Annotated in this window: 23 protein-coding genes and 1 riboswitch; of the genes, 11 read left to right on the plus strand and 12 right to left on the minus strand. The window is 51.2% G+C overall.

The features are described 5' to 3' along the window. Positions 1 to 158: 158 nt before the first annotated feature. Both gcvPA and gcvPB read left to right on the plus strand, forming a co-directional pair. Positions 159 to 1,490, plus strand: coding sequence for an aminomethyl-transferring glycine dehydrogenase subunit GcvPA (gene gcvPA, locus C5S61_RS04490; protein WP_110513894.1), 1,332 nt, complete (start codon positions 159 to 161; stop codon positions 1,488 to 1,490). Positions 1,491 to 1,494: 4 nt separating this feature from the next. Continuing rightward, positions 1,495 to 2,964, plus strand: coding sequence for an aminomethyl-transferring glycine dehydrogenase subunit GcvPB (gene gcvPB / locus C5S61_RS04495; RefSeq protein ID WP_110513895.1), 1,470 nt, complete (start codon positions 1,495 to 1,497; stop codon positions 2,962 to 2,964). Between the two features lie 537 nt (positions 2,965 to 3,501). On the opposite strand, the gene C5S61_RS04505 is transcribed toward gcvPB, so the two are convergent. Continuing rightward, a complete protein-coding gene (locus C5S61_RS04505; RefSeq protein WP_110513897.1) occupies positions 3,502 to 4,647 on the minus strand; it encodes an FAD-dependent oxidoreductase in 1,146 nt (381 codons plus the stop codon). A 190-nt stretch (positions 4,648 to 4,837) separates the two neighbouring features. On the opposite strand from C5S61_RS04505, the gene C5S61_RS04510 reads away from it, so the two are divergent. The 8 genes from C5S61_RS04510 (at position 4,838) to C5S61_RS04545 (ending at position 11,742) form a co-directional block, all read left to right on the plus strand. Continuing rightward, a complete protein-coding gene (locus C5S61_RS04510; protein ID WP_110513898.1) occupies positions 4,838 to 5,470 on the plus strand; it encodes a TetR/AcrR family transcriptional regulator C-terminal domain-containing protein in 633 nt (210 codons plus the stop codon). A 300-nt stretch (positions 5,471 to 5,770) separates the two neighbouring features. After that, a riboswitch (ZMP/ZTP riboswitch) is annotated at positions 5,771 to 5,856 on the plus strand. 38 nt (positions 5,857 to 5,894) lie between these two features. Continuing rightward, on the plus strand, positions 5,895 to 7,415 hold the full coding sequence (purH, locus tag C5S61_RS04515; protein WP_110513899.1) for a bifunctional phosphoribosylaminoimidazolecarboxamide formyltransferase/IMP cyclohydrolase: 1,521 nt from the start codon (positions 5,895 to 5,897) through the stop codon (positions 7,413 to 7,415). A gap of 72 nt (positions 7,416 to 7,487) precedes the next feature. After that, the gene (hisIE, locus tag C5S61_RS04520) at positions 7,488 to 8,126 is read left to right on the plus strand and encodes a bifunctional phosphoribosyl-AMP cyclohydrolase/phosphoribosyl-ATP diphosphatase HisIE (RefSeq protein WP_110513900.1); all 639 of its coding nucleotides are present in this window, start codon (positions 7,488 to 7,490) and stop codon (positions 8,124 to 8,126) included. Between the two features lie 2 nt (positions 8,127 to 8,128). Next, entirely contained in the window at positions 8,129 to 8,896 is a 768-nt protein-coding gene (locus C5S61_RS04525; RefSeq protein ID WP_110513901.1) for a WecB/TagA/CpsF family glycosyltransferase, read from the plus strand. A gap of 4 nt (positions 8,897 to 8,900) precedes the next feature. Next, positions 8,901 to 9,491: a hypothetical protein gene (locus tag C5S61_RS04530; protein ID WP_110513902.1), complete on the plus strand. Its 591-nt coding sequence runs from the start codon at positions 8,901 to 8,903 to the stop codon at positions 9,489 to 9,491. Position 9,492: 1 nt separating this feature from the next. After that, a complete protein-coding gene (locus tag C5S61_RS04535) occupies positions 9,493 to 9,873 on the plus strand; it encodes an ACT domain-containing protein (protein ID WP_110513903.1) in 381 nt (126 codons plus the stop codon). Positions 9,874 to 9,898: 25 nt separating this feature from the next. Continuing rightward, positions 9,899 to 10,807: a GAF domain-containing protein gene (locus C5S61_RS04540; RefSeq protein ID WP_110513904.1), complete on the plus strand. Its 909-nt coding sequence runs from the start codon at positions 9,899 to 9,901 to the stop codon at positions 10,805 to 10,807. Positions 10,808 to 10,818: 11 nt separating this feature from the next. After that, positions 10,819 to 11,742, plus strand: a complete 924-nt coding sequence (locus tag C5S61_RS04545; RefSeq protein WP_110513905.1) for a GAF domain-containing protein — start codon at positions 10,819 to 10,821, stop codon at positions 11,740 to 11,742. Here the strand turns inward: C5S61_RS04545 and C5S61_RS04550 are convergent, their stop codons facing one another. From C5S61_RS04550 to C5S61_RS04595, 10 genes are all read right to left on the minus strand, one after another. After that, positions 11,743 to 12,435, minus strand: coding sequence for a hypothetical protein (locus C5S61_RS04550; RefSeq protein ID WP_110513906.1), 693 nt, complete (start codon positions 12,433 to 12,435; stop codon positions 11,743 to 11,745). A 15-nt stretch (positions 12,436 to 12,450) separates the two neighbouring features. Continuing rightward, complete coding sequence (locus tag C5S61_RS04555) at positions 12,451 to 12,762, minus strand: hypothetical protein (RefSeq protein ID WP_110513907.1); 312 nt, start codon at positions 12,760 to 12,762, stop codon at positions 12,451 to 12,453. Positions 12,763 to 13,088: 326 nt separating this feature from the next. Beyond that, a complete protein-coding gene (locus tag C5S61_RS04560) occupies positions 13,089 to 13,700 on the minus strand; it encodes a hypothetical protein (protein ID WP_110513908.1) in 612 nt (203 codons plus the stop codon). Between the two features lie 16 nt (positions 13,701 to 13,716). After that, the gene (locus C5S61_RS04565; RefSeq protein WP_110513909.1) at positions 13,717 to 14,334 is read right to left on the minus strand and encodes a hypothetical protein; all 618 of its coding nucleotides are present in this window, start codon (positions 14,332 to 14,334) and stop codon (positions 13,717 to 13,719) included. 15 nt (positions 14,335 to 14,349) lie between these two features. Then, on the minus strand, positions 14,350 to 14,973 hold the full coding sequence (locus tag C5S61_RS04570) for a hypothetical protein (protein ID WP_110513910.1): 624 nt from the start codon (positions 14,971 to 14,973) through the stop codon (positions 14,350 to 14,352). 59 nt (positions 14,974 to 15,032) lie between these two features. Next, complete coding sequence (locus C5S61_RS04575) at positions 15,033 to 15,659, minus strand: hypothetical protein (protein ID WP_110513911.1); 627 nt, start codon at positions 15,657 to 15,659, stop codon at positions 15,033 to 15,035. A 135-nt stretch (positions 15,660 to 15,794) separates the two neighbouring features. Then, positions 15,795 to 16,751: a hypothetical protein gene (locus C5S61_RS27060; protein WP_205701362.1), complete on the minus strand. Its 957-nt coding sequence runs from the start codon at positions 16,749 to 16,751 to the stop codon at positions 15,795 to 15,797. A 92-nt stretch (positions 16,752 to 16,843) separates the two neighbouring features. Next, positions 16,844 to 17,485: a hypothetical protein gene (locus C5S61_RS04585; RefSeq protein ID WP_110513912.1), complete on the minus strand. Its 642-nt coding sequence runs from the start codon at positions 17,483 to 17,485 to the stop codon at positions 16,844 to 16,846. A 79-nt stretch (positions 17,486 to 17,564) separates the two neighbouring features. Next, positions 17,565 to 19,007 carry a VanW family protein gene (locus C5S61_RS04590; protein ID WP_110513913.1) on the minus strand — a complete coding sequence of 481 codons (1,443 nt, stop codon included), beginning with the start codon at positions 19,005 to 19,007 and terminating at the stop codon, positions 17,565 to 17,567. 64 nt (positions 19,008 to 19,071) lie between these two features. Continuing rightward, positions 19,072 to 19,545 (minus strand): Lrp/AsnC family transcriptional regulator, encoded by a 474-nt coding sequence (locus tag C5S61_RS04595; protein WP_110513914.1) that lies wholly within the window; start codon positions 19,543 to 19,545, stop codon positions 19,072 to 19,074. Positions 19,546 to 19,725: 180 nt separating this feature from the next. On the opposite strand from C5S61_RS04595, the gene C5S61_RS04600 reads away from it, so the two are divergent. After that, entirely contained in the window at positions 19,726 to 20,052 is a 327-nt protein-coding gene (locus tag C5S61_RS04600; RefSeq protein WP_110513915.1) for a DMT family transporter, read from the plus strand. A 194-nt stretch (positions 20,053 to 20,246) separates the two neighbouring features. Here C5S61_RS04600 and C5S61_RS04605 read toward each other — a convergent pair whose 3' ends face one another. Further along, a complete protein-coding gene (locus C5S61_RS04605) occupies positions 20,247 to 22,244 on the minus strand; it encodes a sensor histidine kinase (protein WP_164689229.1) in 1,998 nt (665 codons plus the stop codon). Positions 22,245 to 22,251: the final 7 nt, after the last annotated feature.

The raw sequence follows: 22,251 nt of genomic DNA on the forward strand, positions 1-22,251 counted from the left end.
AGATGGGTATAAGAGACAGCCCCCAAACCCTTTTTCCTACCCACAAGGCGCGGGGGAACCCACGCCAACTAGCAACAAATTCGTAAACCATGGATTGCAAGGCTAAAGGTTTGGGTTTCATCCTTCATCCTTCATCCTTCATCCTTGTCAGAGGTTATATGAGTCACTACATTTCGATTACCGAGAGCGAACGCGCAGAGATGCTGAAGGCGATTGGCGTTGCCGATGTCGCTGATCTCTTTGTCGATGTTCCTGCTGATCTTCGGTTTCCAACGCTCGATCTGCCCGCCGCGCTTGCCGAAGGTGAAATGGCCCGCGAATTACGCCGCTTGAGCAGCAAAAACAGCGATGTGCTGAACTACAGCTGTTTCTTGGGTGCGGGAGCCTACAACCACTTTATTCCTGCCGCAGTCGATTCGTTGTTGCGTCGCTCGGAGTTCTACACCGCCTACACGCCCTACCAGCCCGAAATTTCGCAAGGCACGCTGCAAGCGATTTTTGAATATCAATCGCTGATGTGTGGCTTGTTGCAAATGGATGCCGCCAACGCTTCGCACTACGATGGAGCAACGGCCATGGCTGAAGGCGCAATTATGGCGATCAATGCAACTCGCAATCGACGCAAAATTGTGGTGGCTCCATCGGTGCATCCGCAATATCGCGGCGTGTTGCGCAGCTATACCCAAGGCTTGGGCGTAACGATCACTGGCGACGAAAATCCGGCTGCGAGCGTGGCTGATGCTGCGGCCTTGGTCGATAACGAAACTGCGGTGTTTATTGTGCAATCGCCTGATTTCTTGGGCGTGCTACACGATTTGAAACCAGTCGCCGAGCAAATTCACGCTGCTGGCGCACTCTTGTTGATGGTTACCAACCCAATTGCTTTGGGCTTGTTCCAAACTCCAGGCATGGTTGGAGCAGACATCGCCGTGATGGAAGGCCAGCCTTTGGGCATTCCGCTCAGCTTTGGCGGGCCATACGTTGGCGTATTCAGCTGTACCGAAAAGCTTTTGCGCCGTATGGCTGGGCGTTTGGTTGGCGTAACCACCGACCTCAATGGCCAATTGGGCTATGTGTTGACGCTGCAAACCCGCGAGCAACATATTCGGCGCGAAAAAGCAACCTCGAATATTTGTACCAACCAAGGTTTGATGGCCTTGGCTGCGACTATTTACACCTCGTTGATGGGCAAAACAGGCTTGCGCAAAGTTGCTGAGCTGTGCTATCAACGCGCCCATTATGCTGCCAAAGCCATTGGTCAGCTTGATGGCTACGAAGTGCTTGAGCAAGGGCCTTTCTTCCACGAATTTGTGGTGCGTTGCCCTCGGCCTGTGGCGGAAATTACCCAAGCCTTACATGCTCAAGGCATTATCGGCGGCTACGATGTGAGCAAGGATTATCCACACTTGGGTAATGCCATGCTGATCTGTGTCACCGAGCAAAATACGAAAAACGATATTGATCACCTCGTCGCAGTGTTGGGAGGCTAAGCCAATGCATACCTACGAACCACCAATTTTTGAATTGAGCAGCCCCGGCAAGATTGGCGCAGCCCTGCCCGACGCTGGCGTGCCCGAAACCGAGTTGCCAGCCCATTTGCTGCGCGACGACGATTTAGCAGGCTTGCCAGAAATTAGCGAAACCGAGGTGGTGCGCCACTTCACCCGTATCTCACAGCGCAACTTCTGCATCGACACCGGCATGTATCCGCTTGGCTCGTGTACGATGAAGTACAATCCCAAAATTCACGAAGATGCTGCCCGCTTGCCCGGCTTTGCCTTCATTCACCCCTTGCAAGCAGAAGAAACCGTGCAAGGTGCCTTGCAGTTGACCTATGAATTGCAAGATATTTTGGCCGAAATTTCGGGCTTTGATCAAGTTTGTTTGCAGCCAGCAGCTGGCGCGCAAGGCGAATTTGCGGGCATTTTGGTGTTCCGCGCCTACCACCTTGATCGTGGCGACGATCAGCGCGATGAAGTGCTGTGCCCCAACTCGGCCCACGGCACGAATCCAGCAACTGCCGCAATGGTCGGCTTCAAAGTGGTCGAAATTGCTACCGACAGCCGTGGCAATGTTGATTTGGCTGATCTGCGGGCCAAAGTTGGGCCACGCACCGCTGGCTTGATGCTGACCAACCCAAATACCTTGGGCTTGTTTGATGAACATGTGCACGAAGTTGCCAAAATTGTGCATGAAGCTGGCGGCTTGATGTATGGCGATGGCGCGAATTTCAACGCCATTTTGGGCATCGTCAAGCCAGGCGATGTTGGCTTCGACTTTATGCACTACAACTTGCACAAAACCTTTACTACGCCCCACGGCGGCGGTGGCCCTGGCTGTGGGGCAGTTGGTTGTAAAGATTTCTTGGCCGATTATCTGCCCGGCCCAATCGTGGCGCTCAAAGATGGCCAATACACCCGCCACACGCCAGCCAAGAGCATTGGCCGTCTGAAAGCCTTCAAAGGCAACTTCGGCATGTTCGTGCGCGCTTACACCTACATTCGCATGCTCAGCGCCGCTGGCTTGCGCTCGGTCAGCGAGCACGCCGTGTTGAACGCCAACTATCTGCGCGTCAAGTTGGATAAAATTTATCCTGTGGCCTACGATCGCACCTGTATGCACGAAGTTGTGTTGCAAGGCAAAATCAAAGGTGCGCCAAGCGTGCATACCTTGGATATTGCCAAGCGCTTGATCGACTTTGGTTTCCACCCACCAACAGTCTATTTCCCCATCAGCGTGGCCGAATCGATTATGATCGAGCCAACCGAAACCGAATCAAAGCGCAACTTGGATGCCTTTATTGATGCGATGAAGCAAATTGCACTTGAAGCTGTCGAAAGCCCTGAGCTCTTGCATGCAGCGCCAACCACCGCGCCAGTGCGCCGGCTCGATGAAGCAACCGCTGCCCGCCGCCCAATTCTGAAATACGATCAAGCGGCAATCGCAGCCTTGCTCAGCAAATAACCCTCGCAGTTTGGCTCTAGGCTATCGGAATTGTTTGATTTTCTCCAAATCGTTCCGATAGCCCAACGCCGCAGGCCAGAAACCGCGAAGAACACGAAGATCGCGAAGAAGGTTTTTTAGCCACAGATTCCACAGATTATTTTGATGATGTTCTACTGGCCCATAGCCTAGAGCCAAAAGCCCATAGCCTTCATTCCTCATCCTTCATCATTCCTCCTTTTCTTTAGCCACAGATTCCACAGATTGTTTCGATTATTGTTCTACTGGCCCATAGCCTGATCCCCAGCCCCTGATCCTTACAAGGGTAGGTTTTTAATAAATGGTGGTGTGTGGATCATGCCCTCACCCCCCAGCCCCCGCTCCCACGAAAACGCGAGCGAGGGGGAGCACCCGTTTTCACCACAAATTATGCAAAACCCCCGCCATTAAAGCCCCTCTCCCGTGGCGCGGGAGAGGGGTGAGGAGATCTTAAAACCTACCCTTGTAAAAGCCCCTGATCCCCAATCCCCATGTTCTCTGTTCTATGCTCTCAGTTTTTTATGCCACCTCGCTAAACATGGCGATCAATTGCTCAATCGAATTGTCGCTATGCAGCATTTCGGTCGAGGCGAGGGTCAATTGGGTTACTTCCGCAGCTCGCTTGAGCATCGTTTGTTCAAAGGCAGCAATTGCCACATGGATTGAGGAAAATTTTGCGCTGGTTAGGAATTTGGCTAGTTCAAGCGCATCTTGCAAGGCCATATTGACCCCTTCGCCAGCATAGGGCGGCATCACATGAGCTGCATCACCAATGATCGTCAGGTTTGGCTGGGCTTCCCAAGCTTGATCAAGCGGGTAATAGTATTGAGGTCGCGGCACAAACGTCATTTCATCACCAGCAAAGAGCGCTTGCCACGCAGCATCCCATTCAGCAAAGGCTTGTTTGAACCATGCCAAGACCGAGTTTTTATTGTTAAAATCGATTCCGCAGCTCTGAACCCATGCTTCGGACACCTTGCAGCCGGTATAGAAGGCTAAACTGCCATCACCTTTGGCGCTAAGAATTAACGATTGTTGCTTGCCAAGCGCAAACACTTTGCCCCCGTCAACCAGTTGATATAACACAGGCGCGTGCTTCGCCGCAGCATACAGATTGCCCTCAACAATCGTGATGCCTGAATAGCAAGGTGCAATCGGGCTAAGGTATGGGCGAATCTGCGAACGAGCGCCATCAGCGCCAATTACCACGTCGACTTGAGCCGTAGTGCCGTTTTTGAATCGAAGCAACCACCCATCACCAGCGTGTTCCATCGATGCAAACTGGCAATCCCAAACTACGGTATCGGGAGCAAGTGAATCAAGCAAGATTGTGCGTAGCGGCCCGCGATCAATCTCTGGACGCGATTCATGCTCATGCTCATTATCCCAGTCGTAGCTGATCGCTAGCTGTGGATCAACGATGCGTAATTTGCCTGCTTCTGGCCGATGGTGAGCATAAAAAGCCTCAATCAAGCCAGCTTGGCGTAAGGCCGCCAACCCAGATTCTTCGTGCAAGTCGAGCGTTGCGCCTTGAACCCGACTCGCGCGGCTGGCATCACGTTCGTATACTTGAACCTTTACTCCTTGTAATTGTAATAAACGGGCTAAAGTTAAGCCGCCCGGGCCGCCACCAACAATTGCTACCGTTTTTTCAGCAAGCAGCATATCAACTCCTTGAGCAATCAAAGCATTCAATTCAGTACCAAACCAAGCAGGCTTGGTTTACAATAAGGCCGAGTCATCAAGCGTTGATAGTGCACTCGTCAATACAAAATACTCAACCTAACAGTGTTAGTCTAACACTGTTAGGTTACTTGTTAAAAGCTTGTTTGTCAAGAGGTTAATCACGATTGTTATGCCAATTTCAAAAAGCCAAATTGTTGCTATTGCGCTCGAAATGCTTAATCAGGATGGTTTAGAAGGGGTTACGTTGCGGCGACTTGCGACGCAATTGAATGTAAAGGCTGCCTCGCTTTACCACCATATTCCGAGTAAAGAACATTTGCTCGATGCAATGGCGGGCCAGATTTTAGCCCAAGGCTTTGCTGGTTGGGATTTTACGAATGATCAGCGTGACTGGGCGGAGTGGCTCAATCTGCTGGCGCAGCAATTACGTCGTAGCTTGTTAGCCTATCGCGAAGGCGCGCGGGTGGTTGCTGGTGCGCACCCCAACGCTGCTGCTACCTTGATGCTGCTGTGGGATTTGACGGTGCGGGTTTTAGTCAATGCTGGATTTGCGTTAAACCAAACGATCGATATTACCTTGACCCTGATTAACTTCACCTTTGGCTGGGTGATTGAAGAACAAACCTCGCCGCCAACCGCCCAGAATCCGCATGCACCTGTCAGCGAACTATCGGCGCTGGCCCACCATTCGTCACTCTTTGCCCAAGCGTTCAGCGAGTGGTTGACGCGTGATACTGATAGCCATTTTTCTGCCGGAGTGCGCATGATCATCAATGGCGTTAGCATAGAAAAACCAGTCTAGCTAATTAATTCACGAAGGTTGGCTATGCTCTATGTGTACTGGTACATCACGTTAACCACCGCCTGATCCCCTCACCCCAACCCCGCTCCCGTGGCGCGGGCGAGGGGCTTGAATCCCGTGGTTCTCCCCCAATTCCTTGATAGAAAAGAGGCTGCCCCCTCGCCCGCGTTCAGTGGGCGAGGGGGGTGGGGGGTGAGGGACCATGATTGCCAATCCAATGAACCAGTACATCTATGTTCTATGTTCTTTGCTCTATGTTCTATATTCTTTGCACTGCAAGCGGGGCGCGGCTATAATGGCGCATGAATCGGTGACTGGCGACACACAAACGTGGGCAACCACGGGGGAGCCGATTTGCGCAGATGCCGCTCGCCTGGGCAAAGGGTTTTTCGCCCTATGTACACCGCGAATGGAGCTTTGGTTCATGCGAGCTATTGTCAGTGTTTCAGATAAGTCGGGGTTGGCGGATTTTGCTCAGGGCTTGAGCGATTTGGGCATCGAATTATTTTCAACTGGCGGCACCAAATCGGCCTTGGTAGGTGCTGGCGTGCCAGTGCGCAGCGTCAGCGATTTGACGGGCTTTCCCGAAATTTTGGAAGGTCGGGTCAAAACCTTGCATCCTGGCGTACACGCCGGGATTTTGGCGCGCCGCGATAAACCTGCCCACGTTGCACAATTGAGTGAGCACCATATCGGCGTAATCGATTTGGTCGTGGTCAATCTCTATCCGTTTGCCCAAACGATTGCCAAACCTGACGTTACGTTGGAAGAAGCGGTCGAGCAGATTGATATTGGTGGCCCAACCATGGTGCGGGCCTCGGCCAAAAATCATGCCCATGTGCTGATCGTGATCGATCCTGCTGATTATCCACGCGTCTTGGAGGCGTTGCGCAACCAGCAAATTACCCCCGAACTGCGTCGTCAACTGGCTGCCAAGGCTTTTGCCCACACCGCCGCCTACGATAGCGCAATCGCTGCGTACCTGACCGATGAAACCTTTCCGCAGCAATTGCCCTTGGCGTGGGAATTGGCTCAATCACTGCGCTATGGCGAGAATCCACATCAAGCAGCGGCTTTTTATCGTGCTCCCAATGCTGCCGCCAACACCTTGGCCCAAGCGGTGCAACATCAAGGCAAAGAGCTTTCCTACAACAATTTGCTCGATGCCGATGCAACGTTGCAAGTGATTCAAAACTTCGATCAGCCAACCGTGGCGATTATCAAGCACACCAATCCATGCGGGCTGGCTTCGGCAGAGGATTTAGTGGCAGCGCACAAAGCGGCGCGGGCAGGCGATCCGCTTTCGGCTTTTGGCGGGATTGTTGGGGTCAATCGTCCGGTTGATCAGGCTTTGGCCAATGTGCTGAAAAAATATTTTTACGAAGTGATTATTGCGCCAGCCTTTAGCCCTGAAGCCTTGGCAATTCTGGCCGAAAAGCCCAATTTGCGCTTGTTGAGCGTCGATACCAGCCGCTCGGCCAGCAACGATTGGGAATATCGGAGCATTGGCGGCGGTATTTTGGCCCAGCATGTCGATCGCGTTGGCAATGATCATTTGGAAGCATGGCAGGTTGTAACCAAAACTGTGCCAAGCGACGAACAACTGGCAGCCTTGCAATTTGCTTGGAAGGCTTGTGCCAGCGTGAAATCGAATGCAATTGTGCTTGTGCAAGGCGAGGAATTGGTTGGCATGGGCGCTGGTCAGCCGTCGCGGGTCGATTCGGTGTTGACCGCAATTCGCAAAGCTGGCGAGCGGGCCAAGGGTAGCGTGCTTGCTTCCGATGCCTTCTTTCCCAAAGCCGATGGCATTCAGGCGGCGATTGAGGCTGGCGTGAGCGCGATTGTGCAGCCTGGCGGCTCGCAAGGTGATGATGAAGTAATTGCTGCTGCCAACGCCGCAGGCATTACGATGATCTTCACCGCAACGCGCCACTTCAAGCACTAAAATCAACGACGAGCCAGCGCTGGTCGGTTTGCGGCCTCGCTGGCCTCTTTTTAGCTGAAAGAAAGTGATGTTATGGTCGAACTAACCTACGATAGCCAAGGCCTGATTCCGGCGGTGGTGCAGCACGCCCGCAGCGGCGAGGTCTTGATGGTTGGCTATATGAACGCCGAAGCGCTGGCCAAAACCCAAACCAGCGGCTTGGTGACCTTTTGGAGCCGTTCGCGTCAAGAATTATGGACTAAGGGCGAAACCAGCGGCAATGTGTTGAAATTTATCGCGGCCCGTACCGATTGCGATAACGATGCCTTGTTGATTTTGGCTGAGCCAAGCGGCCCAACCTGCCATACTGGCGAACGCTCGTGCTTCCATACCACGCTTGATGGCACCAAACGCGAAGGTAGCGCTGTGCCGTTGGCCTTCGTCAGCCAATTATTTGAATTTTTGCGCGAGCGTGAGCAAACCCGCCCAATTGGCTCATACACCACCTATTTGCTGGAAAAAGGCGTTGATAAAATTGGCAAGAAAATCGGCGAGGAATCAGCCGAGGTGATTATCGCGGCCAAAAATGGCAATGCAGATGAACTACGCAACGAAGCGAGCGATTTGATCTATCACTTGTTTGTGCTGTTGCTCAATCAAGGTGTTTCGCCAGAAGATGTGTGGTTTACCTTGCGCGAACGTCATGGCCGCCAACGTGAGGAAAAACACTAACTATGCCAAGTTTTCAACGTCCAGCAGATTTGGCTTCGGTCGAAATTCTTGGGGTGCGCGTCGATGACGTAACCATGGATGAAACGGTCGATTTGATTGCAGCAATGTTGGCTGCTGGCGGCGTGCATCAAATTGCCACAGTTAATCCTGAGTTTGTGATGGCGGCCCAAACCAATGTTGCCTTTCGCGCTACCTTGGCAGCAACCAGCCTGTCGGTTCCCGATGGCACTGGTTTGCTGCATGCGGCGCGCTGGCAAGGCAAACAGTTGCGCGCCAAAGTAACTGGCATCGATTTGACCGAGCGTTTGGCTGCCGAGAGTGCCGAGCGTGGCTGGAAAATCTTTTTGCTCGGCGCAGCCGACGGAGTTGCTACCAAAGCAGCGGCGGTGCTGCAAGCGCGCTATCCGAAATGCCAGATTGTTGGCACTTGGGCTGGCTCGCCGCGCGAACCAGATCAAGCGGCGATTGCTGCCGAAATTCGGCGTAGCCAGCCAGAGATTGTGTTGGTGGCCTATGGCGCGCCAGCCCAAGATTTGTGGATTCGGCGTTATGGCGCGCTGCTGGGCATTAAATTGGGAATCGGCGTTGGTGGCACGTTTGATGATCTGGCTGGTTTGCGACCGCGAGCGCCGCAATGGATGCGCAAATTTGGGCTAGAATGGTTATGGCGATTAATTCGGCATCCACAGCGTTGGCGGCGAATTTTTACTGCTGTGGTGCTTTTTGGTTGGGCGGCTTGGCGCGAAGCTCAACGCATCAAACGAGGCTAAATCTATGCAAACAACCGTAGAAGAAGAGTTATTTTGTGTTAATCACCCCAAAGAGGCAACGCTCTTACGCTGCTCGAAATGTTTGAACCCAATGTGTGGGCGCTGCGCGGTGCGCACACCAGTTGGTTGGCGCTGCCCCGATTGCACTGGTGCGGTCGCTGGCCGCACTGGCTATTATGTGCCAACCTTGCTTAGCCAAGTTACCAAGCAACAATACCTCAAAACAATTGCGGCTATGCTTGGGGTGGCTATTCTGGGCGGCATTGCTTGGGGCCAATTTCGCTTGGTTGGTGGTTGGGGTGATTGGAGTTTTTGGTTTGTGTTTGCAATTAGCCTCGTGAGCGGCGAAGTCGTTGGCCGAATCTCCAACGAGCGGCGCAACCAGCAACTGATGTGGATTGCAAGTGCAGGTGTGGTGCTAGCGGCAATCGTCGCGCTGCTTTGGACGTTGGGTGTGAGCAACGAAATTAACCCAAGCCAATGGACGCTCTATCTTGGCGAGCCACTTTCGCGGCGTTACCTTGGCCTAACCTTGCCGAATGGATTTTTTGTGGTGTTGGGAGCGCTCTTTGCTGCTCAACGAGTACGCGAGTAACATGCATCAATTATCATTGATCACCTATCCTGAAGTGTTGGCAGTGGCTCGGTTGGATGTTGGCCAGCAATGGCCTGAATGGGCTATGCAAAGCCCGTTTGTGAGTATAAGCCGCACCAGCGACGAACTCTCGATCGTGTGTGAAAGCCAGTTTGTGCCAGCAGGTGTACAGGCCGAACGCAATTGGCGTGGCTTGCGGGTGGCAGGCAGCTTAGATTTTAGTCAAGTAGGGATTTTGGCCAGTTTAGCAGCGCCGCTAGCTCAAGCCCAGATCAGTATTTTTGTGCTATCTACCTACGATACCGATTATCTTTTGCTTCGCGAGCACGAATTTAGCGAAGCTGTGGCAGTCTTGACGGCGGCTGGGCATACGATTAGCTGAACCGTGGAGCTGAAGGATTTGAGCTATGCCGACGACTGAGGCGTTGGTACGGGCACGCGCTGAGTTGGAATGTATTCAAGAATTTGGCCGCGTCATTCACACTACCCGTGATCGCTTTGTAGTCTACGAATCGTTTTACCATTTGCTTGAGCAGGTTGTGCCGATTGATCAGGGTACGATTAGCTTTTTTGATCAACAACAAGCCTTGCGCCATGTGTATGTGATTGCCCATCGGCGCGGGAGCTTTGCTGATGAGCCAGTCACGATCAAGCAGCATACGCCGAGCGCCTGGATTTTGCGCCATAAAAAGCCGTTGCTCTTTGACGATATTTATAATGCTAGCCATAGCGACATCAACCTTGAGCATGCACTAGGAGCTGATTTCCATCATGCCAGTTCTAGCTGGCTGGGCTTGCCAATTATGCTCGGCAGCCAAGTTTTGGGCTTGGTCACGATTCAACATCACGAATTGGCGGCCTACGGCGAGCGTGAATTGCAGCTCTTGCAAACCCTCAGTTTAATGCTCGCCACCACAATTAATCAAATTCAGCGCATCGAACAATTGGAAGTCGTACGTTTAGCCTTGAGTGCCCCGACGATTCCGGTTGATCAACATTTATGGATCGTGCCCGTGATTGGGCGGGTTGATCAGCAGCGCCTAAGCATTCTGCAAACGATTCTTTTGGGCCATGTCGAACGCCAGCGCATTCGCTATGTTGTGCTGGATTTAACTGGCATGCGCTCATTCGACCCGCAAGCAACGGGCTTGTTCAACAAATTAATTGGAGCGTTGCGCTTGTTGGGTGCAACCTGCATCATTAGCGGGGTGCAAGCTGAAAATAGCGCGGTGCTTAGCCCAATTCTCAGCCAGCATAACGTGGTGGTTGTGCGCGATGTGCAGCAAAGTTTGCGCTATCTCAAGCGCCAAATTTGAGCGAGGTGTGTATGAGTGTGTATGAAGGCAGCCGCCATCATCAGCCGGTGGCCCAAACGATTGTGGCGATTCACGAATTGATTCGAGCAATTTTGCTGCCGCGTGATTTGGCTGATGTGTGTCGCACAATTTTTCAGCAATTGCATAACGTTTTGCAATTCGATGCTGGCTTTATCGAGCACTATCAGCCCAAAACCGATACCATGCAAACGATCTACTCGATTGACGAGGGCATTGAGAAAACCGAGCCGTATACGTGGGATTATCGGCGCTCCAAAGTAGTAGCTTGGATTATTGCCAACCGCCAATTGATACGCTTTGATGATTTGCATGAAGATTTGAGCAAACGATTTAGCATCGAAAACACCCGCAGTTTTGGCCAAACAGAAAAACGTTCGCGAGCATGGATGAGCGTGCCATTGCTGATTGGCGACGATTTTATTGGGGTTTTGAATATTCAAAGTTACCAAGCTGCTTTGTATGGCGAGTTTGAAGAAGCTTTACTGACCACGGTTGCTAGCTCGGTGGCCTTGGCCCTCGATAACGCCCAAGTATTGGCTGAGCTTGAGCTTGAAGTGAGCGAGCTTGATATTCCACGCATCCCGCTTTCCGATGATGTGTTGATTGTGCCATTAATTGGCGTGCTTGATCGTTTGCGTTGGGAAAACCTGACCCAGACAATTCTCGAAACCTTGCGCGAGCGTGGCAATGAGCATGTGTTGCTTGATGGTAGCGGCCTGCTGACCTTCGACCCCGATGCAATTCAAGCGATTAGTACGATTGTCAAAGCGATTGAACTGATCGGAGCCAAAAGCATGCTGATTGGCTTGCGCCCAAGTTTGATCGAAGGCCTAATTCGGGCTGGCATTCATCTCAAGAATATTCGCACCGCCCGCGATTTGCCCATGGGCTTGGCGATGTTGGGCATTCGCTAATTAGCGAAGGTTATTGATAATTATGCCCATTCCAAGCCCGACAATGAGCGTACCCATGCCAGTCCAGGTTGCGATTGCGATTAGTGGCCAGTGCCACGCATGGATGAGGATGGTGCGTAGTTGCCTCCATTGAAAGTAACTAATGCCAGTTGAAATTATCAGGAACGTGGTAAAAACGATCCATAGGTAATTTATCGATGGATCTGGGTCTGAGCGTTGCATAATCGATATGATAATCACAGATACTACCAAAAATGCTGCGCCAAGCCCACTTACTGCACTCTCTGCAACCCATGATTTAACCGCTACTTGCTGATACAAGGCAGCCCGTTGAATTATACTGGCAACGCCGATGGTCAGAAAGAGCGGGAAACCGAGCAATATAGCAATCGCTTGCACTCCTGCCACATTAAACGAGAGCTTCTCGACAAATTGCTGTAATCCGTTGCGTACTGTATGTGAAATAAGTGCCATTACAAACGTGCCTAAGAGCATGCTCATGCAACTTAAGCTAAACGCTAAAATGTTGTAGCCAACCCAGCGCCGCCAACGCTTGGGTGCATTGATCGTGTTATCAACGGCGATTGGCACCCGATAGCTTGGTTGCATTTGCTGCTGATCATAAACCTGATACTGATAATTGGCATTTGGTGATTGCTGCTCATTGGCTAGGTCTGGTGGTTCTTCATGCATCTGCTGCTCCTGCAATTAGCCTTCGATTAATGATTTTAGGAAGCCGACTAAAATACAGAGAATCGGCACGATGATACAGCTGGCCATAATTGCTAGCAAAACATAGATCAGCCCACAGCCCCAGCGTTTAACGTGCTGCCCTCGGGCATTAGGGATTGCTGGCACAAAATAACCGAGTTGAGGATTATTGCGTGCATACTGCTGCTTATCATAAGGATATGGATGGCGACCATACTCATAGGGTTCGCTGATTGTGATGATTGGTTCTTGGCTATCAACTTTAATAATTGGTTGCGGTGGCTCAATTGGTGGTTGATCTTCGCTCATCGCTTGCTCCTAGCTGTACTGGTACATCAGGTTAACCTCGGTTTGATCCTCTCGCCCGTGCGTGGGGCTTTAACACGCTCATTCTGCGCACTGCGTCGGGGAAAACGCGGGTGCTCCTCCTCGCCCGCGTCCAGTGGGAGAGGGGGCTGTCAAGGGTAGGTTGTGAAGATCCCCTCACCCCAACCCCTCTCCCGTGCGCGGGCGAGGGGTTTTACTCCCGTGGTTCGCTCTCAATTCCTTGAAAAAACGCATGCTCCTCCTCGCCCGCGTCCAGTGGGAGAGGGGGCTGGGGGGTGAGGGACCATGGTTGCCAATCCAATGAACCATTAGAAATAGCTGCTTACGAGAGAGCCAATTCCTATTCCCAGAACGAACGTGCCGATGCCTGTCCAGATGGCGATGCTGACGACGACCCATTGCCATGCATGCTCGACTTTTTTGCGTAGTTCAATCCATTGTACCCAGCTAATGATACTGGAGGCAAGCACAAAGCCTTGAAACATGAAGCTAATATAATTGTCAAGCGCTGGAAATTTGATTGGCAGCTGATCATGGAGCCAAGCAAGCAAGGCAAGTGTGCCAACAATTGTGCTGTAGTTAACCCAAGTACTACGTTTAATCCCTTCTTCCATTGTTGCCCACTGAAGTAGCGTGACGAGATAGATGGTTATAAATGTAGGAATACCAACCATCATGATAAAGATTAACCCATCCGACATGGGTGCTTGGCCAGCAGAACCAGAATCTTTGAGTGTTCCAAAAATGAACATACAGCCAGCAACCAAGCTTGGAAATAGGATGCAGCTTAGCCCAAAGCCAAAACAATTGATCGCAATCCACTGCATCCAATGATTTGGTTGAACAGGATCTGCTGGCTGAGCCGCTGGAACGTAATAATTAGGTTTATTTGATGTAATTGGTTCTGGTTCTTCGCTCATCTGATTCCCCTTTTGGTTATTTCCCACTCATAGCTTTTAGCGCATAGATAATCCCACCCCCAAGAACCAGCGTGCCGATGCCTGTCCAGATGCCAATGCTTATGAGCATCCATAACCAGGCACGCTGAGTTGTTTTGCGCAGTTCGAGCCATTGCACCCAACTAATAATGCTGGAGATAAGCGCAAAGCTCTGAAATACGAATAATGTATAGTCGCCAAGCGAGGGAAATGTGATTGGCAGTTTGTAATAGATCCACGCAAGCACGCCAACTGTGCCAACGGTGGCGCTGTTGTTGAGCCACGTTGATCGATTAATTCCATCGCCAACGACCGACCATTGCAGCAAACTTGCAGCATAGATGCTTGCGAATGCAGGCACTCCGACCACAAAAATGAGGCTAAAACTCTTGGATATTGGGGCTTGTGTGGGAGATGCTGTGCGGTCGAAAGCGCCAAAAATAAAAATACAGCCAACCACCAACAAGGCAAATATTAAGCAGCTCAACCCAAACGCGAAACAATGAATCGCAATCCACCCTTCCACGTTATTCGATTCATCATTATCTGCAACTAGGGCTGATGGCACGTAATAATGAGGTTTCGTTGGGTTCGGTGGCGTTTGCTCTTCGCTCATTGGTTACTCCTTCGGCTAGTGGCGCATTAAATTGCGTAGCCAAAAGCCCAAGCCAGCCCCCCAAATCAAGCTGCCTAAAGTTGTCCAGGTAAGGATAGAGATTAATCCCCATTGCCAAGCGTTATCAACCAACTGGCGAATTCCACGCCATTGAATCCAACTAATTGCGCTTGAAGTAAACCCAAAAATAAAGAAAATCGCCCAGATATAGCTGGCGAGGGTTGTTGGCTCGTTCTTGGACAGAATCAGATACCCAATTCCAACAAAGCTCAATGTTCCAAGGGTTGCACTATTAAGGCTCCAGAAGAGCCGCTTGAAATGGTGCTTAATCGCCAAACTTTGCAGCAAACTGGCAATCCAGATTGTGATAAACACGGGAATTATGAGGATGATCCACAGATTGGGTTGCAGCGCCCGCTGGCCGTTGATCAGTGGTAGTTGCACATTGATCGATCCAATGCTGAAGATGAACGTAAGGTTGAGCACTGGATAGATGATGCTACTGACGAAAAATGCTAAACAATTTATCCCCAGCCAAGCGAGCCAGTGCCTTGGTTGCTTGTGGGCTACAAGCTGGGTCGCTGGAACGTAATATGTCGGTTTCGTTGGGTTCGGTGGCGTTTGCGGTTCTTCACTCATCAACTCAACTCCTTACCATTGGCTTGAATCTGAAATTAAGCAGTATTACCAAACAGGTATCATAGTAGCAACACCAATGCAAGGAGCAGGCTGCCAAGGAGGATGCTCATGCTGCTCCAGGTTAAACTGCTGATCCAAACCCAATCGCGCGGATATTCGACAACAGCTTGAATTTCAAGCCCTTGAATTAATGCTGTGCCAAACGAGGTTATGCTAAAAACGATCAATAAGGAAATAATCAGCGTAAAACCGTAATGTTGGTTGAGGCTTTGGAGGCTAAACTGAGCCAAAAACATACTTGTTGGTAGCAGCAGCCCAGCTGTCAAGGCCGATTTGGCGACCCAAGGCCTGCGTGGGATCGCAGCACCAAAGGCTGTATGTTGGATCATGGCAACGGGAATAGCAGTTAATGCTGCCATGATTCCCAAACCGAGCATAAAAAATAACAGATTTTCGCTGTCTAGCTGGTCAAATATCAACGGGTGCATGTTTTGGATAAAAGTAGCAATGATCACAATAATTGGAAAGATTATGATTGCGCCAAAGCAAGCCACGCCATTAACTGCAACCCAGCGTTTCCAACGATTTGGCTGATTGAGGTTGGTTAACCGCGCAATCGGCACATGATAGCCTTGGGGCGAATCGGCACTTACTCGCTGCTGAGGATTAATCGGTGGTTCGAGCATAAAAACCTCTCTTTTCTCTCGATAGGTTTGCTGATTAATTAGGTGTGCTGGGTTTCTTCGCTCTGTGTCGCTGAGGAAACCCGAGCTGGATTGGCGCTAGGCTCAATCCAGCGCTGCTCGCTACTGGGCTGTGGTTTAGATTTGGCCTGCCATTGCCATCGCAAAGAAGCCAAACATGCCGCCAACCACCAAACCACCAAGGATTGTCCAGGTTAGCCCAGTGGTGATAAGCCATTGCATTGGCCTTTGTGCAACTTCTTGGACTTCAAGATATTGCACAAAGGCTGTTCCAAACGAGGTCACGGCAAAAATAAACGTTACCATGAGCATATAAATCAAAAAATTGCCCTCGCCAATTGGCGACAGCTGAAGTAGCTCTCCAATGAGAAAGGTGCTGAGCGGCAGTAAAATTCCAACTGCGAGCGCTGTTTTGGCAATCCATGGCCACAACGAAACTTTACTATACAAGGCTCCACGTTGAATCAAGGCCACAACTGCGGCAGTAATCGCGCCAGATAAACCATAAATAATAAACCCAACCAGGTTTGTATTTTCTAAATTGTCAAAATTTTGAAAATTTGAAGTTGTGTCGGCAGCAATAATGATCGCAAGGATAAAAAAGAGAGTGATGAAGGTTGTTGCTGCGACGAAAAAACCGAGCACATTCATACCGACCCAGCGCGTCCCTCGGTCGGGTGCGTTAATATCGGCCATGATCGGTTGCGGCCCCATATACGCAGGGTTGCCATACACAACTGGTTGTTGTTGATAGCCATAGGGCGCTTGCGGTTGACCATAACCTTGTTGTTGAACATACGGCGCTTGTGGCTGACCATAGGGTGCTTGCGGTTGGCCATAGGGTGCTTGCGGTTGACCATAACCTTGTGGTTGGTAGCCTTGTGGTTGACCATAGGGCGCTTGCGGTTGGTAGCCTTGTTGCTGGCCATAGCCATATGGTGCCGGATTCGCTGGCAACTCTTGGCTTGATCCATCAAAGGCCCTCGTTACTTGGGGCTGGAGCGCTTGGGTTGGAATTGGTTGGTCTAGGTTGGCGGGATTTATAGGCGTGGTTGGGGGAATGCGATCAGACATAAACACATCTCCTGATAGATCCAGCGCGTTGCGCAGGCTTGAATTTGGAATTAGCTGCTTAGCAATTGTAGCACTAATGCAATTGAGCGTGCCTACGGGGTTATAGAGATCAATCCAACGACGCTGATGGCAAGGCCTATCCACGTTGCGACTGTAATTTTTACCCAATCGTTAGGTCGTTGGGCCATTTTTCTAACTTCGGACAGTTGAGCTAATGCAGTTGCCAAGGCAATGAGCGCAATGCTCGCAATCAAATGCAGCCTGCTGATTAAATCTTGATGGCTACTTGATATAATCCGTGGTTCAATGATGAACATAAAGATCGCTATGCTTGCCCAGCTTATAAAGGTTGTGATCAAACCGGTTTTTAATATCCATGGCCAGAATGAAACCAGCTTGTCTAATCCATCGCGTTGGGCGATAGATCCAACCATTGCACTCAAGCCAATGATTGCCCCTAGTATCCCAATTGAAAGCGTTGGATTAAGCTTTGGTTTATCGAGCCAGTCAAGGTTGAAGGGCTCATACACGGCGACCATGAGTATGCAAATCACGAATCCATAGAACACTGCAAAAGCGAACATAAAGGCCAGTACGTTATAGCCAAACCAGCGCCTCCAACGTGTGGGCTGCTTCACGTTTTGGCTTGGAACCTGATAGCTTGGGGCTTGATTATTAAGCTGTTGGGGCTGATTGGCAGCATTTAATCTGGTGCTTAATGGTTGATCTGCCATCGTTCTCTCCTCTGCATATACCAACGAGCGCCCTGAGGACGCTCGTTGGTTCGTTCGCTTAACGTTAGATAGATTGCGCCTATGGATGGCGAGGTGGTGCAATCGTCACGCCTGCTGGTGGCTTGACTCCCGGCCCGTACAAATAGAAATCTTCCCATGGGTAGTAGCGGGTGAAGAAGCGTTCGCGATTGGTTGCGCCATTGGCATTGGTGATGACGCGATACATCGTCACATCCATGCCAGCCCGACCATGGACAAGTTGCTCAACCGCACCACGGCGCATGGTTTTGTCGTATTGCCAAACCGGTTTGCCTGGTTGTTGCTCATTGGAGTAGGTTGGGCCTTCCATGCTGGCGCGCCGGCCATCGCCATAGCCCCACAACGTGAAGGTTACCCGACCTGCGCTGGTGTCGGTATCCGTCCACATGAAAATATCGGTGCCTAAATCGTTCTTCCAGCGGAAATCGACCTCGGGCACGAACACAGTTGCATCGAAGCCCAAAATATTTTCATAGTAGTAGACGATGTAGCTATGGCCGTAGCGCTCGACAATTGGCAAGCCGCTGTTGAAAACAGCCCGATACATGGTGGTTGAAACTTGACATAAACCGCCGCCAACCACTTTTTCGAGCTTACCATTGACAATCGCATAGCCATCGGTAAAGCCAGCTTCTTCGGAAACATCGCCAACATTTTGGTTGAACGAAAAGACTTGGCCAGCTTTGACGGTAATGCCTTTGAAGCGATCAGCCGAGCGCTTGATGTTGTTAATCCGTTCGGCGTTCGAACCGCGATAGTAGGTCGTTGCACCGCCGAGTTTTTGCACTTCGCGGGCTGGCTTCAGCAAATTTTGATCAATGCCCATACGGGTGATGTATTGTTTGCCCAAAAGCCCTTGCTGAATTTCCCACTTGGTGCCAGCGTGCTCTGGATGCCATTCCATCCGGGCGCGTTCAAAATATTGCACGGTATAGGTTTGGCCATCTTCGGCGTTAACTTCGGAGAATTCCTCACTAATTGGGTAGCCAAAGGTGTACAAGCCACCATGGTTGGTCCAATAATCGCGGAAGCCACCGCCTAATGAGTGCCCCGACTCAGGATAGAAGGTTGCGCCTTCGTAGCTTGGGCCAGTGCGCCAAGCGAATGGCTCTTCAGCTTCGCGACCTTCGGCGGCAACCGCGCCCAAACGGGTGGCCAAAATATAATAATCAGTATCCTTGTTTTCAGGGTGAATTTCCAAGCGAGCGCGCTCGAAATATTGCACCTGAACCCCATTCTCCCAAATCACTTCGGTTAATGGCAAGCCAAACACTTCGAGATCGCCTTGGCGTTCGTAGAAGCGTTTTACATCAAACGAGATGTTGTGGCCCGTTGCCGGAAAATAGCGATACGGCTCCCATGCAGTAGTTTGTTGGGCCTGCACGGCAGCACTAACTGGAGCTGTTGGTACTGCTGGGGCAAGCCCAAAGAGTGCCAATCCCAAGACCAGTGACGGTACAATCCGCCAACGTTGACCTGGCATAGTCCATTCTCCCAATTGCTAGTGATTCAGTATTAGGTCATTGTACGCGTCAGTTAAGCTTGCGTCAATGGTGAGAATTGGTGATTGATGGCTGGTTGCCCCAATCGTAATTGTATTTGCTGAGCTTCAAAACTTGCCATGGTTCAACCCGTTGTACACCTGGCAAGGGCGCAATATGGTCGGCCAAAAGGTCTAACAACTCATCGGTTGAGCGCAACCATGCTTCTAACACAACATCATAACTGCCCAACGTTAGGCCCACAAAATGCACATTTGGCAAATTGCATAACGCTTGTTCAATCTGGCGTTGATAGGCGCGATCGATTTGCATGCCGATGATTGCCACCACTTGATAGCCTAAGGCATAGGGCGAAGCAACTGCCACAATCTTAATCAAACCGTCTTCGACCAAACGCTCAATGCGGCGGCGCACGGTTGGCTCGCTGCTGCCAACTTTGCTGGCAATTGCCCGATTGGGGAGGCGGGCATCGGTTTGCAAGACTTCTAAAATGGCATGATCAAGCTCGTCCATTGTCATAACGTATTCCTCCAATGTGGACTGACGAAACACACTCTTCGGGGTTTGGCACAATGACGTTTTTCGTCAGCATTTTGTTCCCAAATTTGTTAGGATCATTGCATATCGTTGAACTGATGATTAATTTGGGCTATGCGACGCTGCATGCGCTTGATTAATTCCAATTTTAGGAGTTTCACAATGGCTTGGTTTTATTTAGTCGTGGCAGGTGTTTTAGAAATCGGTTGGGCTCTTGGCTTGAAATATAGCGAAGGGCTAACTAAACTTGGCCCAAGCATTGCCACTGGCGTGATGTTACTGGGGAGCATGGCGCTGTTGGGGATGGCCTTGCGTGATCTGCCCTTAGGCACCGCCTATGCAATCTGGACTGGGATTGGCACGGCGGGCACGGCAATTTTGGGCATCTGGCTGTTTGGCGAATCGGCCCAGCCTTTGCGCTTGGCCTGTTTGGTGATGATTGTTGCAGGTATTATCGGGCTAAAATTCTTGGGTGGCAAGCCTGCCTAAGCTGGTAATATTGAAGATCCCCTCACCCCAACCCCTCTCCCGTGGCGCGGGAGAGGGGCTTTAAACGGTGGTTTTACCGCAATGTGTTGGCAAACAATCGTGGCTCCCCCTCGCTCGCGTTCAGTGGGAGAGGGGGCTGGGGGGTGAGGGGCTTTAATCCTACCCTTGTAAAGTCTCTACAGGATATTGGCAATTTAGCCATGCAAATGCACGGTTAGGCACGTCCCTTCACCAACCACACTATCCACATCGAGCGTGCCACCAAGTTCTCCGGCGCGCTCCGACATACTGGTTAGCCCCAAATGTCGTCCGCTGCGCTCCAATAAATCTGGGTCAAAGCCACAACCATTATCTTTTACCATTAAGGTTGTCGATTTGCTGGCAAAGCTAAAGCTGACTCGCACGTTGGTTGCTTGGGCATGGCGCAACGCATTTGAAATCGCTTCTTGGGCAATGCGATACAAGCCAGCAGCGTGGGATGGGCTGAGCACTGAATCCTCGCCCTCACACTCCAAATTAATTGCCACATCTTGGGCATTCAAGCTAGCAATATGTTCATGCAACGATTTGATAATGCCATGTTCTTGCAACGGCGTTGGCCGCAATTGCAAGAGCAACTCACGCATTTCGCCAAGCGATTGATGGGCCGCAGCTTTCAAGCGATCAATTTGGGTGGCCGCCCGCACTGGGTTGCGCTCCACTTGGGCGCGGGCAGCTTCAGCAGTCAAGGTCATGCTAAACAATGTTTGGGTGACCGAATCATGCAATTCACGGGCTAAGCGTGAGCGCTCTTCTGCTTGGGCTGCACGGCGAGCTTGATCATACAAACGAGCTTGCTCAATCGCGATTGCCGCCGAGGTAGCCAAGCCTTCGGCCAAAACCAATTGCTGCGGCCCAAACGGGGCATCACGATCAGGCGTTGCCACCAACACAACCCCTAAAACTTGCTCCTTGATGCTCAATGGCAAGGCCAACAAGGTTTGGTAGGGAATCGTTGGCGAAACCGCATGAATTACGCGTGCGCAGCCTTGCTTGATGACTTTGGCCAAGGTTGGTTCGTTGCTCAGCGAGGTTGGGTTGGCCCAGCGCATGCGCAGATAATTGTGGTCGCCCATTGCACCTGCTTGGGGAGTCAAGCGCTCGCCCTGTTCATCAAGCAACAACACCAACACATCTTCAGCATGCAAGGCCTCGCCAATCGCGGCGGCGGCGCGTAACAACACTTCGGGCAAGTGCAAGGTCGAGCCAACCGTACGGGTCATTTCCAACAGCAAGGCCATTTCGGTGGCGCGCCGTTCTGCTGCCGCAAATAAATGCGAATTGTGCAAGGCCAAAGCTGCTTGATTGGCAAAATTGGCAACTAAGTGGCCATCATCGGCGGTGTAGGCATTTTCGCGATGGCTATCGATCGTCAGAATCCCAACCGTGCGTTCGCCAACGCGCAATGCAACTCCAATCCATGAACGAATTGGCCCAGGTTGCATCACAAACGAAGGATCTTTGCGCACATCGCCCAACACCACTGGCCCAGGCGAGCCAACCACCCGCCGCGCTAGTTCATTTTCGGGCACTGAAATGCGCAAATCATAGACTTCATTGTTCATGCCACGGGCAGCAATCACCTGCAACTCATCATCTTCGAGTTGTTGCACCGAGGCGCTATCGAAGGTAACCACCCGTTCAAGTTGGCGCAGAATACAAGCCAGCACTTCATCACGATCAAGCGTGGCATTCAAGGCAACTGAAACTTCGTTCAAGGCGGTCAATTGCGCCACATACGAACGAGTATCATCGAGCAGGGTTTGCAACTGATTGGTCGATTGATCGCGCTCGGCGGTGCGTTCGTCGATGCGGCGTTGCAGGCGTTGATGCGATTGTTGCAAATCTTCGTAGGCCCGTTCGAGCGTGGCATAATCAGCTTGGATGCTGTTATATTCGCTGTCGAGGGCGCTATGCGCTTGAGCCAATACCATGCGTTCGCGTTCGGTGCGTTGAATGCTCGTCCAGGCTTGGCCCAGCAATAAGCTCAATGAGCCAAGCGTAATCAATAATGCCAGCCAGTGTGGGGCAATCCAGAGCCAGCCAACCCCAATTAATACGCCAAGCGTTGCCAAGCCAAAACTCATGGCTGGGGTTAATCGGGGTTGTGGGGTGGGTCGTGCTTGATTGGTTGGGGCATCAAGAACACGCATAACTGGC

Origin of the sequence: Herpetosiphon llansteffanensis (assembly GCF_003205875.1) — a bacterium.
GTDB lineage: Bacteria > Chloroflexota > Chloroflexia > Chloroflexales > Herpetosiphonaceae > Herpetosiphon > Herpetosiphon llansteffanensis.